The sequence below is a fragment of the Sporomusa aerivorans genome (assembly GCF_041428895.1).
Taxonomy (GTDB): domain Bacteria; phylum Bacillota; class Negativicutes; order Sporomusales; family Sporomusaceae; genus Sporomusa; species Sporomusa aerivorans.
This window is the reverse complement of the sequence record NZ_CP156926.1, coordinates 753,182-767,019: the sequence shown is the minus strand read 5'-3', so window position 1 is coordinate 767,019 and position 13,838 is coordinate 753,182. Positions and strand designations below refer to the sequence as shown.

Genomic DNA, 13,838 nt, shown 5'->3' with positions numbered 1-13,838 from the left:
TTGCAGATTATTGAACGGAAACATTCCAGAACGGAGACTCCATAAAGTATTTATAGCCTTTTACATAATTGCGATAGACTACCAGCCCGTTCATATTGCCGAGCTTGACGGTCGGGACGTCTTCCCAGTAAAGCGCCTGGGCCTGACCGAATATTTTCCTGGCATCCTCAAAATTGGCGCTGCCCCGAATCTGATCCAGCAGGTTGTCCATTTGCGGGTTGTTATACCAGCCTGCCCACTTCAAACGGGAATCAAGAAACAGGATGGCTGTCGGCTCCCTGAAACCGGAAGAGGTTGTCACAAACATATCCCAGCCGTTCTGGTTCGAACGTTTGCTGTTTAAGGTCGCCCAGTCATATACCTCCAGCTTGACATTGACCCCGATTTTTTCCAGCTGTTCCTTAACAACCAGCGAGCTCTTGTACATATAATCAAAATCACGGGTTACCAGAAACACCACCGGTTCTCCCTTGTAACCGGACTCCGCCAACAGCTTCTTAGCCAGTTCAGGGTTTTTCTGGTTGTATTTTTCCTTGCCGTTATCCACATACCAGGCATCCTTAGGGAATACCAGCCCGGCATCCAGTGTATAAAATTCCGGATTACCCGTTACCGCTTTCATAATAGGGTCCATATCCAGGGCGGCGGCCACCGCCTGGCGGGCCTTAACATTGGCGAACAGCGGATTTTTTTTGTTAAACACCAGATTCAGATAGGTCGTATCCTGGGCAATACCTGTTTTTAAACCGGCGCTGCTTTTTAACATTTCATAATTATCGAAGGGGATCTCATCGGCAAGATCGTATTCACCGGATTGCACGCCGGCCACCCGGGTCGCATTGTCACCCACAGGGATGAAATAGAGATCCTGTACCAGGGCTTCCCGCTTGCCGCCAAGGCCGCTGGCAGGTTCCGGGCGTGGTTTGAAACCGTCAAACTTTTTCAGGTGAATATATTGATCCTGCTTCCATTCCACAAACTGGAACGGCCCTGTACCGACAAACTGTTTGACATTGCCGTCGCCGGCTTCGTCAATAACCTCTTTCGGCATAATGGACGCCCCCTGTGAGGGATAAGCCAGGGAGAACAGCACGGCGTTTGATGCTTCCGGCAGCTTTATGACAATGGTAGCTTTATCAGGCGCGGTAATTTCGGCTTTCCCAAGATTGGCTTTACCCAGCGCAGAATACTTGCGCCAGCGGTTAAGAGAAGCCAGCACATCCTCGGCTGTCATAACCTTGCCGTTATGGAAGGCAATATCCTTGCGCAGCGCCAGAGTAGTGGTCTTGCCGTCAGGGCTGATCTCAATTTTCTCAGCCAGCATCGGCACCACTTTGTAGTTTTCATCAAGCGTAACCAGGGTATCAAAGATATGCCAGCCCACTTTCTGGGCAATCTGCGTAGTGGTTTTGTGCATATCCAGTGTTGGCGGCGCTGCCGATATGGCCACTTTCAGCTCGTTCTTTTCCTTTTTGGCAGTTCCGGGGGTGGAGTTGGAGCAAGCGGTTGTTACAAACAAAGCCAGTATTGCGATTACTGCCAAAAGCCATTTACAGCGAATCATAGAGAACCCCTCCTGTTTTTATTTTCTGATGTATCCACTGTCGGTTCAGCCGGCAAACCGACAGTAATAAAAAAAACGCCTTTTAAGTCCATAGTCCTTAAAAAGCGTCTTTGCTTTCCAACAAATTTAATTGTTTTGTATGAGTAAAGTATAGCCCTTTCCTATTATGCTGTCAAATGATATAATAACATAAATATTATGATTTTTATTCATATGTATATGTTATGAGGTGAAACACATGAACATTAAAGAACTTCAGTATGTGATAAAAATAGCGGAGGAACAGAGCATATCCAATGCCGCCAGTCAGTTGTTCGTTTCGCAGTCCACCCTCAGCCATTCGCTGAATAAGATTGAAAACAAGCTGGGAACCTCCTTGTTTGACCGCTCTACCATACCGTTAAAGCCTACTTACGCCGGCAAGGTATTTGTCGAGACAGCCCACAAAATACTGGCCCTCAACAAAGAACTCTACCAGCAGATCCAGGATATAGCCGAATACAAACGCGGCGCCCTTGTCGTTGGCGTAACCCACCTGGCGGAGCGCTACTATCTGCCGATGGTTTTACCAAAATTCCGTAAAAAATACCCGGGCATTCAACTCACTATTAAAACAGCCAGTCTGGCCGAACTGGAAACCCTGCTGTTGAAAAATACGGTTGACTTTGCCATCACCCTGCCGAACGACAATCCCCAGCTTGAATACCGGCCGATCTTTGACATGGATATCCTGCTGGCCCTGCCCGTAAATCACCCGCTAAGCCAGCGCCATCCCTGCCGGGACCGGGAATATCCCGAGCTTGACTTAAAAGAGCTGGCCCAGGAGGAATTCATTATTCTCCAGCCGGGCCGCATGATCAGAGAGACAGCGCTTGATGCCTGCAGGAAAGCCGGCTTTACGCCAAATATCGGTCTGGAAACCTCCAATCTGGATACAGCCCATGCCCTGGTGGCGGAAGGGTACGGCGTTACCTTTATGCTGGATGTTATTGCTCATAATGCCCCCCAAGGGGACAGTGTCGCCTACTTTAGAATTAAGAATTTTAACCTGTACCAGACCTTTTGCCTGGGGTACCTCAAAGGCAAGTATCTGCCAAAAGTAGCCGAGGAATTTATGCAGGCGAAAAAAGTTCGCTAATGCCTTTCAGTCATTCCTGCCTTGCTTTACCCGGCCAGGTCCAGCCTGAGGTCAGCCTTACCAGAATACTTTTGCGCCGGTAACCCCGTCCCGTTTTTAAAAGAAGAGCCTCTTATACAAGATAAGAGGCTCTTCTTTTACCGTTTGACTTCTGTTTTAGCAAGTTTTTCATAGTATTTTACCAAACTGCTGTGGTCTTCCATCTCAAGGCCGTCAACCTTCAAGGCTTGCATCATCTCCATAACTGCCGAAGTTAAAGGCAGCGGAACCCCGACTTCATGCGAAGTTTCCAATACGTTACTCAAATCTTTGATATGCAAATTGATTCTAAAGCCAGGTTTAAAGTTACGATCCATCATCATGGGAGCTTTGGCATCAAGAACCGTGCTGCCTGCCAAACCGCCTCTGATTGCCTGGTAAACTGCTTCCGGTTCAACCCCGGCTTTGCTGGCTAAAACCAAGGCTTCAGAAACTGCAGCAATGTTAAGGGCAACAACAATCTGATTCGCCAATTTCGTGATATTGCCTGCGCCGACTTCACCGGTATATACAACAGACCCGGCCATAGCTTTCAGCACATCATAGCATTTGTCGAAGACTTCTTTTCTCCCGCCGACCATAACGGAAATGGTGCCGTCAATAGCTTTAGGCTCGCCGCCGCTTACCGGTGCATCCATCATCTCAATGCCCTTTTCGGCAAGTTTGGCGCAAATCTCACGGCTGGCCAGCGGAGCAATAGAACTCATATCTGCAACAATCGTACCAGGCTTAGCACCTTCAATCACACCGTTTTCGCCTAATACAACGGTTCTTACATGCGGGGAATTAGGCAGCATGGTGATAACCAGCTCCACCTGCGCCGCCACTTCTTTAGGAGTTGCGGCAGCTTTGGCGCCTGCTGCCACCAGTTCCGCGACAGCAGCTTGGTTAATGTCGCTAACAACCAGTTCATATCCGGCCTTCAGTAAGTTCTTGCTCATGGGTTTTCCCATAATTCCCAACCCGATAAATCCAATTCTCATCTTACATCTCTCCTTTGTTTGCTTTTAATTTCAATAACAGGCTGGTTAAAAAGGTCAGCCCCCAGGACAAAAATTAAAAGTTATTGCAACCTAGGTAAACTGAGCTGCCAAAAAGCCTTTAACGCATTGCCAGGGCCAATAGCTTTTGCCCTATTCCCTGCAAATCTTCCAGCATGAGCACAATCTCCTGAATCGCTTTGGTCTGCTGCTGTGTAACGCCATTGCCTTGCTCAACGTTATTTAACACCTGGATTACTTCGGTCTTAATCTTTTCCAGTATAACAGAAATGTTTTGGACGGAACTATTGCTTTCGTCCGCTAATTTTCTCACCTCATTCGCCACCACCGAAAAGCCGCGTCCCAATTCACCAACCCTTGCCGCTTCAATGGCGGCATTAAGGCCTAACAGATTAGTCTGCTGCGCTATACGGCGGATTAGATTGAGTATTTCAGCAGTATTGTTCACTTCCCGTGCTGCGTTTTGCGCCATATGCGCCGATACCTGACTTGTGGCCGCAAGCTGCTGAGACGAGGCATTAAGCTGCTGGACAGCGGCGGAAGTACGCTCCATAGCTTGATAAATTGCGTTCACATACTCTTTTATTTCCTCGGCCTTTGCGGTCTCGCGGGTGCGTTCTGCCGCCCTGGCACCGGCAATCTGCATCGCTTCATGGATTGCCCTGGAGATAGAAGCTTCTCCTGAATCAATGCATTGTACCGCCAGGCCGTATTGCTTTGCGGTTTCAGCGCCGCTTTTATCGCCGATAATGCCTGCAACGCCCTGTGTTTTTAATTCCTTGATCAACATTGCAACTTCTTCCTGTGTTCTCCAGGTACGTAAAAAGATATGCAAATTGCCAAGCTTGATATCCTGCGCATTGTCTTCCAATATGTTCCACTTAGCTACAATACCTATTTTATCAATTCCCATTTCCGTTAATTTGTGCACAGGACACAACAGGTCACTGGTAGATGCAGAAATTCCCACAACTGTTTTGTCGGTCATCTCTTTTAGATATTCAACATTGCCGCCGCGGCTGATAACCACATCAATCATCGGATATTTTTCTATTAGCTGCAAAGCCTGTTGATGTACGCCAACCCCAATTGGCAGTTCTATCCCCAGTTTATTGCATACCAGCTTTGCCGCGTCGGCCATCGTCTGCGATGGGGCCACAAATAGAATCTGCTCCATACCGCTGCCTCCATTTTGCGGATTTTGCGGACAACCCTTATTTAAAAGACATAAGGGTTCCTTTTCAACAATTCATTTATATAAGTTATGGGTTACCAATCAAAGAGCATATCCGTATTTTTCAATCCAGTCGAAGGACGATTTACTGTCTGTACTTGGTACATATTCCAACCCAATATATCCGGTATAGCCCAATTTATCAAGTTCGCGAAAAATAAAGGGATAATTGATTTCTCCCGTTCCCGGCTGGTGACGCCCCGGATTATCGGCGATTTGAATATGCCCGATTTTGTCAAGCTGCTTGCGCATCGTTGCCACCAGTTCCCCTTCTTCTCTTTGGGCATGATAGACATCGTACTGTACAAAAACATTAGGAAGCTTCAATTCAGCAAGCAGTTCCAGGACCTGTTCCGTACGATAGAGAAAAAAGCCCGGTATATCAAACCGGTTAACCGGTTCCACAACTAAATGGAGCTTATGCTTGTCCAATGCCCCGGCGGCAAAACGGATATTGTCCACTAGCGTATCCCAGTGCTCTTGAAAACTATGTTCGGGCAGTTGCTTGCCCGCCTGGCAGTTTAACTGAGTTACCCCCAATGCCAATGCATATTCAATCGCCCTTGGTACTCCACTGCGGAATTCTTCCACTCTTTCCGGATTAGCGCCAAGCCCGCGGTCTCCCTTACCCCAGTCACCGGCAGGCAGATTGAACAATACCTGCTTTAACCCGTTCTTTTCAAGCTGCTCTTTGATTTCACTCACTTTATACTCATAAGGGAACATATATTCAACAAAGGAAAAACCGGCTTCCCGCGCCAGTGAGAACCTTTCCATAAACGGAACTTCCGTAAATAGCATGGACAAATTAGCAGCAAATTTCAACATACTTCCACTCTCCTTATACCGAAAATTAAGCAAGCAACCCCATATCCCGCAAAATAGCCTGCAGTTTCTGTTTGTTCTCCGGCGAGCAGCCGGTAATCGGTTTAATGCCTTCCCCGGCCGGCAGGCCGATAAGGTTTGCAGCTTCTTTCGTGACTACCGGCCAGCTGCCAAGCCCAAAAGCAATTCTAAGGGGCGCCAGCTGATATTGAGCCGCCAATGCCTGTTGATAATCCTTGGCCATAAAATGATCATAAATAGATACCACCAGCTTTGGTGCAATGTTTGCCGTAGCGGCTACCGCCCCCACACCGCCGTAAAATAAAGTCCCCAGAATCAACGTATCCCTGCCTGCCAGCACCACAAAATTTTTACCCTGGTTCCGACGAATGTATTCGGACGTCAGCGTTAAATCACCACTGCTGTCTTTGACCCCTGCAATATTAGGAATATCCGCCAGGCGTTCCATCAAGCCCGGTGATAGATTGGCCTTTACCCGGTCCGGATTGTTGTACAACAGCACCGGCAATGCTGTTGCTTCGGCTATGCTGCGAAAATGACTGTACAGTTCTTCTTCACTCGGACTGATAAACATAGGCGGTAAAACAGTAATTGCCTGTACTCCCAGTTGTTCAAATTTTTTGGCCAATTTTACGCAGGCGTTGGTGGAAATTGCCCCAATACCGGCATAAACCGGAACTCTGCCCCGCACTTGATCCACCGCAATTTCCACCGCGCGCAGCTGCTCCGTAACATCCAGGCCATAAAACTCTCCGTTGCTGCCGAGCGCGAATACGCCGTGCACACCCCCGGCAACTACATGCTCCACAATTTGCCGGTAAGCTTCCTCCACCACCCGATCCCGTTCGTCAACCGGTGTAACGACAGGCACGACAATACCTTTAATGAAACCAATATCCATAACATTTCCTCCTAATTTATAAACCCAGGTATTAATTTGCCGTTTTTGTCCTATCCTGCAATTGATGTACAGAAACATTGGCCCAACACAAATCGGGGACTCTGTATTTCTCCAGCAAATCATAATCCAAATCTATACCTAGCCCTGCTTTATTCCTGTCAGGAACCAGCAAATATCCTTTTTCATACTGAACCCGCTGGTTCACTACATCCCCTGCATAGAGCTCCGGGCCGGTCGGATCGGAAACTAAGGTAAGATTATTTAAGGAAACACCCAGGTGGGCCATGGCCGCAGTCCCGATAGACAATTCCTGCGTCGTGCCTATCAGGCAGCCTTTGCCGGCAACTTCCGCAGCAGCAGCCGCTTTTCGTGCTCCGGTAATGCCGCCAAGAAATACAGGCGAAATATTAAAAATATCCAGCGCATCCCGTTTGATGATTTCGTATTGCTGCCTAAAGCTCCAGATATGCTCACTCACCGGCTGATCAACCCTGACGCGCAATTGATACAAACCCTCAAAATCATTGGCTTTGGCCGGGCTTTCAATCAGCTGGAAATTAAAACGTGACAGGCGTTTAATTACCCGTAACGATTCTTTCCAGTCGAGAAGATTGCTGAAATCCAGAGATTTGATCTGAACTTTGGAGCCGAATTCTTGTTCCACCCTGTCCAGAAAAGCCTCATCGGCATCAACGTTTTTGCCGACATACAGCCGGAACACATCAAACCCCTTTTGGTACTGCATTCTTACAACTTCCAGGTTTTCTTCCACTTCTTCCATAAACCTGTGGCGGAAAATCGGATAGCAAACCTTGATTTTTTCTTCATGACGTCCGCCCAGTAACTCGGCTACGGACTGCCCCATGTATTTCGCGCACAAATCATGCAGGGCCATATCCACACCACTGCGCACTACGCTGCCTTTTTCATACAGGTATAAGGATTCCGGAAAATTGGCCAGCAACTCCTTGGCAATCGGCATCATATTCAAGGGATTTTTTCCAACCAACAACTCTCGCAAATTCTGTTCCAGATCCCTTGTATCCAGGGAATAATGGGGCAGATGCGAAAAATCCGACATCTCGCCAACGCCGGTAAGACCTTCGTCGGTTAGTACTTCAACAATTCCATGCTTGCTGACAAAACCAGTAGTTCTGGGAATTCCGACAATGGTAAGTCTAATATCACTAATTTTCATGGTTCATCTCTCCTGACTTTTGTTAGCTTATTTTTAAATACTGCTACAACTCAACTCTTTTTATCTCACCAACAATAAACAAATAAGATAAAGCGCCTACCAGCCCCATGGCGCCGACGAAAATCAAAGCACCGTTAAAAGACTGGGTAACGTTTAGAATATAACCGATCACGATCGGCGTCACAATGCTGGCGATATTACCGGCAAGATTGAAAATACCGCCGCTCAGGCCGACCATTTCTTTCGGCGAAGTGTCACCAATAACCACCCAGCCTAACGCACCAAAGCCCTTTGCAAAAAAGGCCAACGACATAACGGCAATAACCACGGCCTCTACAGTTACATAATTAGCTAAAACAATGCTGCTGGACAAAAGCAATCCCAGAATAATGGGTGTTTTTCTGGCAAACGTCAGGCTTTTTCCTCTGCGCAACAGCCAATCCGAAATATAGCCTCCCAATATGCCCCCGATAAAGCCTGCCGCCGCAGGAATGGAAGCAAAAATACCAACCTTTAAAATCGACATGCCTTTTGCCTGTACCAAATACATAGGAAACCAGGTTAAGAAAAACCAGGTAATCGTACTAATGCTAAACTGTCCCAAATAAATCCCCAGCAGCATCCGGTTACTAACTACCTTTTTGACTTGCTGCCAGGTAATGACTGTTTTTTTGTCGTCAATGTGCGCCAGGCCGCCTCCCGACTGGATGTAATCCAGTTCCGCCTGGTTTACTTTGGGATGGTGTTTGGGTTCCCGGATCACTTTGAACCAAACCAACGCCATAATGATGCCCATCAAGCCCATCGCATAGAAAATATGCCGCCAGCCGAATTCGACTAAAATCCAGCCCATAATCGGATTAAAAAGCGCCAGGGCAAAGTACTGCGCCGAGTTAAAAATAGAGGATGCAAAGCCGCGTTCGTGGGTAGGAAACCACATAGTGGTAATACGGCTGTTGGCCGGAAAAGCAGGCGCTTCGCTTATTCCCATCAAAAACCGCAGGGCAAACAGCGCGATAAACGCCGATCCGCCCAGCCAGAAACCAACTGTCCCCTGCAGCAAAGTAAACACCGACCAAAACAACAGCCCCAGGCCGTAGACAACCCGCGATCCAAATTTGTCCAGCAGCCAGCCTCCAGGTATTTGAAGAGCCACATACGCCCAGCCAAACGCAGAAAATGCATATCCCATCATTACCGTATCCATACCTAAATCTTTGCGCATTGCCGGTGCTGCCATTGATAAAGTAGCTCTGTCCGCATAATTTAAGGTCGTAACAATAAACAACATCGCCAGTATAAAATAACGTATATTTGTTTTTTTCATCCACTTACCCCCAATATTTTCTGGTAGCCTTTTGCAAAATGCGTCCAGACTGGACAGGGAGATTACTAAGCAGCGCTGCATGTTCTTTATATTCGCAAAAATCATGCCATTCATTTTATAAAAAAAACATTTTGCCAAAAAACCGTATCGCAAAATGTTAAAATGCCTGATTTAAAAGACCATTTCATAATATAAATAAAAATATCGTTTTACTGATATTTTGAAATTTTATATAAAATACACTTTTTTCTGTTATTTTTGTATTGTTTTTTTCCACATGTGTAGTTTTACTTTCCACATCTGTGGATTTATAATGACATATATAAGCATTAGCGGAGAAGGAGAAAAAAATGACTCGCATTGTTTTTATTGCTCCTAACAAGCAGCTTTTCCTGCTAGGAAAAAAAGCGGTTAAAGAACTGAACCTGGAAGAAATAATCGATGTCTCTTTCGCCAGACCAAGGAGAGCCGTAGAAATGGCAAAGCACCTGTATAACGAAGGAGTGGATGTAATCATCTCCCGGGGCGGGACCGCCTCAATCATCGAGTCGGAAGCCGACATCCCGGTGGTAGAAATTAAAATTTCCGGACAGGACATTGCCCAGACTTTTCAACAGGCCAAACTAATCACCGGTCTTCCCAATCCGAAGGTGGCATTCGTGGTGTTTCGCAACATGTCCAATAACATAGAAGTATTATCTGATATTTTAAGTATCCGGCTGAGCATATATGCCGTAAATGAAATGGATGAAATCCCTGCGGTAATAGAACAAATCGCCCTAACCGATGCCGATATTGTGGTCGGCGGCGCACGCTCTGTAAACCTCGCCGTCAAAAAAGGGTTAAAGGCCCTCCTCATCAATTCCGGCGACCATTCGATAAAAGCAGCGTTTTTAGAGGCGAAAAAAGTGGCCCATGGCCGTAGAATTGAGAAGGAGCGCACCCAGAAGTTCAAAACGTTGATTGATTATTCCCTGGAAGGCATCATCAGCATAAACAGTGAAAAAGAAATTGACATATTCAATCCGACTGCCGAGCGTTTACTTAACCTTTCGCAGCAGGAAATGAAAGGTAAAAAAATAGAGGAAAACCTCCCCTTTGCCGGCATTGATGCCTGCCTGCAGGAAAATCGTGAAATCATAGGCCAAATCACGCAATTTTCCCATCGCTGGCTAAGCTATAATCTTGCGCCCATTCTCGTAAACCAAACCAGCGTCGGCGTTATGATTACCTTTCAGGATGTAACCCTGATCCAGGAAATAGAAGCTAAAGTACGGCAAAATGTAATTGCCAAAAAGTTTTTTGCCAAATACTCTTTTGAAAATATCCTTGGTAATTCCCCTGAAATTACAGAAACCAAAACCATTGCCGAAGAAATTGCCAAAGTGGATGCTACCGTACTCATTCTCGGTGAATCTGGCACCGGGAAAGAGCTTTTTGCCCAAAGCATCCATAACCGCAGCCAGCGAAAAAACGGTCCTTTTGTCGCTGTTAATTGCGCCGCACTCCCCCCTAATTTACTGGAGAGTGAACTATTCGGTTATGTTGATGGCGCTTTCACCGGAGCCAACCGAAAAGGGAAAGTCGGTCTTTTTGAAATGGCTCACTACGGCACCCTATTTCTTGATGAAATTTCGGAAATGGACAAATACGCCCAGAGCCGGTTGTTAAGAGTGCTGCAGGAAAAACAAATTATGCGCCTGGGAGACGATAAATACATCCCTATTGATGTGAGAATTATCGCCGCCTCCAACAAAGACCTCGCCACCCTCGTGGATGAGGGCAGTTTCAGAGGAGACCTGTTTCATCGTCTGAATGTGCTGCCTCTCGACATTCCTGCTTTGCGGGAAAGAAACAACGATGTTTTGTTCCTTGCCCAGCACTTTTTGACCGTCAGCAAGCAAAAATATCAAAAACAGCTCGCCTTTACAACCGATAGTTTAGCATTTCTCAGCGCTTATACCTGGCCGGGAAATGTGAGAGAACTCATGTACCTGGTCGAACGCCTGGTCATCATCACCAACACCCCGGTGCTTACACCCGAAGTGATACAGCATTATTGGAAAAATAAAAGATTATCAAACCATACCGTTGCTCCCGACCGATTAGCCGCTGCCCCGGAAGCAGAAAAAATTACCGGGATACTCCGCGACTGTAACGGCAATATCAAACATACGGCCGAACAGCTGGGCATAGACAGAAGCACTCTCTATAAAAAGTTAAAGCAATATAAGATTGAAGTGAAAAAAAGCTACTAAAAGCTTAGTACTGACCCGCTCCGCCGGCAATGGCGCCAGCTAACCCAGGAAGTAATCCGGTCACGGTACCAGCTGCCCATATTTTGCGTATGTAATCCAATCACCCCGCAAATAATACTCGCGAGGTGAATTTATGGATAAAAAACCGTTGAAGTACCCTTTTGCCAGTAGTCACCAACCGATTGTGCCCGAAACCGGTCCTGAAGATGGCGCCTATTTAGAGACATTGAAAAAGCTTAAGGAAATAAGAGAGAAAGCGGACTAGGCATTCGCTCTAGCTCTCACCGGCCTCGTTAATTCCCGGTTCCATCTCACCTGCAAAACCGTCAAGGCTCCTTTTTCCTCGGGGAAAAAGGAGCCTTTTATGCTTGTGCGGGGCGTTTGGATTACAAGCTTTATGGAATACTAAACAATCAACGTAATAGGAGTTGTTAACTATGGAGCAGGGAAAAAACGGACCGGGACTCTCCAGGCTTGGCCTCGGCTGCTCACATATCATTTAAAGTATCAGTTTCATTCTGGCAGTGAAACGCTCCGGCCAGATATAGCCGGTTATTTTATAATCCCTGGCTAAGGCTGGATATGCTAGGTTTCTGTGTAACTTTTTCCGGTGCTGACCGAGCGTATCAAAAAAGATGGCTTTATCGTTAACCGCGCGGACGATACCAACGGTATACGTACCGGCTTGATCAGCAAGAATGACGATGGCTCCTGGTTTGGCGTCTGTTGCGGCAGTCTTAACGATCCAGCCATTGGCTGAGGCCTGTTCCAGCCATTTTTCCGTTGGCCCCTGCCAGTCAGCTCCCGGCGCAGGAGCTGTCTTATCAAATTCCTGAATTACATAACCTTCCGGCGATGCCTGTGCAAAACCCTTATACAAAGGATTATCCGGACAAGCTCCTCAGGCTAAAATATGACTGGGGGAAAACACCAGGAATGCAATGACAATAATAAGTACATAGTGAACTTTCATCCGGTAAGCCTCCTTTGTCTATAGAAATTTGCCGCTTTAACGCCGCCGCTTGGCAATTATGCTTAAAAAAAGTATAATTGCAGGTAGTAATATTATTAACTGGGAGGTTGCCAATTGGAAGAGTTTATTGCTGCACTCCGCAGTCATGGCTATAAAATAACGCCGCAGCGCCGGGCGGTAATTGGCGCGCTCCGCGCTTGCGGCAAGTTTACCACGGCCCAGCAGGTACTGGAGCATGTAAAAGAAAATTTTCCCGATATGAGCCTGGATACCGTTTACCGGAATTTAGGCCTGTTGACTGATTTAGGGTTAGTTCATGAAATAAACACCCGGCGACGTGAGGGTAATATATTTGAAATATCTTTGGCAGAACATCATCATCACTTGGTGTGTCTGGAATGCGGCAAAGCGGAATGCCTGAATTTTTGTCCAATACACGCCGATGAGGTGACAAGAGCCGAAGAAAACGGCTTTAAGGTTACTTTTCACTCTCTGGAGTTTTATGGCTACTGTCAGGAATGCCAGGGGGATGTTCCCAAGCGGCAGTAATTTGGTGCGCTGCCAGGATCAGACGGTTATAATCCGGTGTGGCGTACTGAAGAAAAAATTGAAAATCCCGGCCAGCCTTTTGTTTTTCATTGACAGCTGTATAACAAAGGGCGCGGCCGTAGTAGGACAGGGCACTTTCCGGGGCAAGGCCGACGGCTTGATCGAAATCGTTCATTGCCGGCTGCCACTGCCCTTTTTTTATATAGACAAAGCCCCGGCCAATATACGCAGCTGCCAGACGGGGATTTAGCGCAAGCGCCTGGCTAAAGTCAGCCAAGGCCTTATCGAAGTCCCCCATGTCGAAGTACACCTGGCCACGGTTACTGGAAGCAAACGCAGAGCGTGGATTTAGTCTCAAAGCCTGATTGTATTGAGCTAACGCGAGAGCCAGCTGGTTCTTGTCGTAATGAAGCAACAATTGCCCGGGAACAGCTTTTTGGGCCGCTTCTCCCATTACCGGTTGAAGTGCGCCAACTTTGGGCGTATGGGTTTCTTCCGCACTTTTCGCAGGCGACTGCATGGGGAGTGGCTTTTCTTTTACGTCCGCCGGCACAGGCGGCGGGCTATCCGTAAACTCCGGCGCAGCAGCCGCCGGCTCAATCACACTGCCGGGTGATTGCTCTGTAACAGATATCAAATCCATCGTCATATATTCTTCTCTTGTTGCTGCCGCCGTGCCGTCACTGGTTATCGCCGAGCCTGCCCCGGCCAATACCAAGCCGTGTATAACCATAGACAGCACCAAGGCTGTGTGCCAGTACCGGCTTCCCTGCATATCGTCATCTCCCTTACCGCCATCACTTGCAAGCT

Annotated in this window: 13 protein-coding genes; 4 read left to right on the top strand and 9 right to left on the bottom strand. The window is 47.2% G+C overall.

The genetic code is table 11. The features are described 5' to 3' along the window. Nucleotides 1-7 precede the first annotated feature (7 nt). A complete protein-coding gene (locus SATMO3_RS03505) occupies nucleotides 8-1,564 on the bottom strand; it encodes an ABC transporter substrate-binding protein (RefSeq protein ID WP_371377540.1) in 1,557 nt (518 codons plus the stop codon). A gap of 238 nt (nucleotides 1,565-1,802) precedes the next feature. Here SATMO3_RS03505 and SATMO3_RS03500 point away from each other — a divergent pair, with 238 nt between their 5' ends. Further along, nucleotides 1,803-2,702 (top strand): LysR family transcriptional regulator, encoded by a 900-nt coding sequence (locus tag SATMO3_RS03500; protein WP_371377537.1) that lies wholly within the window; start codon nucleotides 1,803-1,805, stop codon nucleotides 2,700-2,702. Nucleotides 2,703-2,839: 137 nt separating this feature from the next. Here the strand turns inward: SATMO3_RS03500 and garR are convergent, their stop codons facing one another. The 6 genes from garR to SATMO3_RS03470 form a co-directional block, all read right to left on the bottom strand. Beyond that, nucleotides 2,840-3,724 carry a 2-hydroxy-3-oxopropionate reductase gene (gene garR / locus SATMO3_RS03495; RefSeq protein WP_371377534.1) on the bottom strand — a complete coding sequence of 295 codons (885 nt, stop codon included), beginning with the start codon at nucleotides 3,722-3,724 and terminating at the stop codon, nucleotides 2,840-2,842. Between the two features lie 118 nt (nucleotides 3,725-3,842). Further along, a complete protein-coding gene (locus SATMO3_RS03490) occupies nucleotides 3,843-4,919 on the bottom strand; it encodes a PrpR N-terminal domain-containing protein (RefSeq protein WP_371377531.1) in 1,077 nt (358 codons plus the stop codon). Nucleotides 4,920-5,018: 99 nt separating this feature from the next. Further along, a complete protein-coding gene (gene hyi / locus SATMO3_RS03485; protein ID WP_371377529.1) occupies nucleotides 5,019-5,804 on the bottom strand; it encodes a hydroxypyruvate isomerase in 786 nt (261 codons plus the stop codon). Nucleotides 5,805-5,829: 25 nt separating this feature from the next. Beyond that, on the bottom strand, nucleotides 5,830-6,723 hold the full coding sequence (gene dapA / locus SATMO3_RS03480) for a 4-hydroxy-tetrahydrodipicolinate synthase (protein WP_371377526.1): 894 nt from the start codon (nucleotides 6,721-6,723) through the stop codon (nucleotides 5,830-5,832). Nucleotides 6,724-6,754: 31 nt separating this feature from the next. Continuing rightward, the gene (locus tag SATMO3_RS03475) at nucleotides 6,755-7,921 is read right to left on the bottom strand and encodes a mandelate racemase/muconate lactonizing enzyme family protein (RefSeq protein ID WP_371377523.1); all 1,167 of its coding nucleotides are present in this window, start codon (nucleotides 7,919-7,921) and stop codon (nucleotides 6,755-6,757) included. A gap of 43 nt (nucleotides 7,922-7,964) precedes the next feature. Further along, nucleotides 7,965-9,248 carry an MFS transporter gene (locus SATMO3_RS03470; RefSeq protein WP_371377520.1) on the bottom strand — a complete coding sequence of 428 codons (1,284 nt, stop codon included), beginning with the start codon at nucleotides 9,246-9,248 and terminating at the stop codon, nucleotides 7,965-7,967. Nucleotides 9,249-9,598: 350 nt separating this feature from the next. Here SATMO3_RS03470 and SATMO3_RS03465 point away from each other — a divergent pair, with 350 nt between their 5' ends. Together SATMO3_RS03465 and SATMO3_RS03460 are read left to right on the top strand one after the other, a co-directional pair. Continuing rightward, entirely contained in the window at nucleotides 9,599-11,506 is a 1,908-nt protein-coding gene (locus tag SATMO3_RS03465; protein ID WP_371377518.1) for a sigma 54-interacting transcriptional regulator, read from the top strand. A 133-nt stretch (nucleotides 11,507-11,639) separates the two neighbouring features. After that, nucleotides 11,640-11,771 carry a hypothetical protein gene (locus SATMO3_RS03460; protein WP_371377516.1) on the top strand — a complete coding sequence of 44 codons (132 nt, stop codon included), beginning with the start codon at nucleotides 11,640-11,642 and terminating at the stop codon, nucleotides 11,769-11,771. A gap of 234 nt (nucleotides 11,772-12,005) precedes the next feature. Here SATMO3_RS03460 and SATMO3_RS03455 read toward each other — a convergent pair whose 3' ends face one another. Continuing rightward, the gene (locus SATMO3_RS03455) at nucleotides 12,006-12,386 is read right to left on the bottom strand and encodes a hypothetical protein (RefSeq protein ID WP_371377513.1); all 381 of its coding nucleotides are present in this window, start codon (nucleotides 12,384-12,386) and stop codon (nucleotides 12,006-12,008) included. Between the two features lie 207 nt (nucleotides 12,387-12,593). Here SATMO3_RS03455 and SATMO3_RS03450 point away from each other — a divergent pair, with 207 nt between their 5' ends. Beyond that, entirely contained in the window at nucleotides 12,594-13,028 is a 435-nt protein-coding gene (locus tag SATMO3_RS03450) for a Fur family transcriptional regulator (RefSeq protein ID WP_371377511.1), read from the top strand. On the opposite strand, the gene SATMO3_RS03445 is transcribed toward SATMO3_RS03450, so the two are convergent. Continuing rightward, nucleotides 12,958-13,803 carry a tetratricopeptide repeat protein gene (locus SATMO3_RS03445; protein ID WP_371377508.1) on the bottom strand — a complete coding sequence of 282 codons (846 nt, stop codon included), beginning with the start codon at nucleotides 13,801-13,803 and terminating at the stop codon, nucleotides 12,958-12,960. The two genes, SATMO3_RS03450 and SATMO3_RS03445, sit on opposite strands and share 71 nt — an antisense overlap. Nucleotides 13,804-13,838 lie beyond the last annotated feature (35 nt).

Excerpts from the sequence above, each read along its gene's own strand:
- SATMO3_RS03445 (WP_371377508.1), bottom strand. The coding sequence starts at position 13,803 with ATGCAGGGAAGCCGGTACTGGCACACAGCCTTGGTGCTGTCTATGGTT.
- hyi (WP_371377529.1), bottom strand. The coding sequence starts at position 5,804 with ATGTTGAAATTTGCTGCTAATTTGTCCATGCTATTTACGGAAGTTCCG.
- SATMO3_RS03470 (WP_371377520.1), bottom strand. The coding sequence starts at position 9,248 with ATGAAAAAAACAAATATACGTTATTTTATACTGGCGATGTTGTTTATT.
- SATMO3_RS03475 (WP_371377523.1), bottom strand. The coding sequence starts at position 7,921 with ATGAAAATTAGTGATATTAGACTTACCATTGTCGGAATTCCCAGAACT.
- SATMO3_RS03490 (WP_371377531.1), bottom strand. The coding sequence starts at position 4,919 with ATGGAGCAGATTCTATTTGTGGCCCCATCGCAGACGATGGCCGACGCG.
- garR (WP_371377534.1), bottom strand. The coding sequence starts at position 3,724 with ATGAGAATTGGATTTATCGGGTTGGGAATTATGGGAAAACCCATGAGC.
- SATMO3_RS03460 (WP_371377516.1), top strand. The coding sequence starts at position 11,640 with ATGGATAAAAAACCGTTGAAGTACCCTTTTGCCAGTAGTCACCAACCG.
- SATMO3_RS03505 (WP_371377540.1), bottom strand. The coding sequence starts at position 1,564 with ATGATTCGCTGTAAATGGCTTTTGGCAGTAATCGCAATACTGGCTTTG.
- SATMO3_RS03465 (WP_371377518.1), top strand. The coding sequence starts at position 9,599 with ATGACTCGCATTGTTTTTATTGCTCCTAACAAGCAGCTTTTCCTGCTA.
- dapA (WP_371377526.1), bottom strand. The coding sequence starts at position 6,723 with ATGGATATTGGTTTCATTAAAGGTATTGTCGTGCCTGTCGTTACACCG.
- SATMO3_RS03500 (WP_371377537.1), top strand. The coding sequence starts at position 1,803 with ATGAACATTAAAGAACTTCAGTATGTGATAAAAATAGCGGAGGAACAG.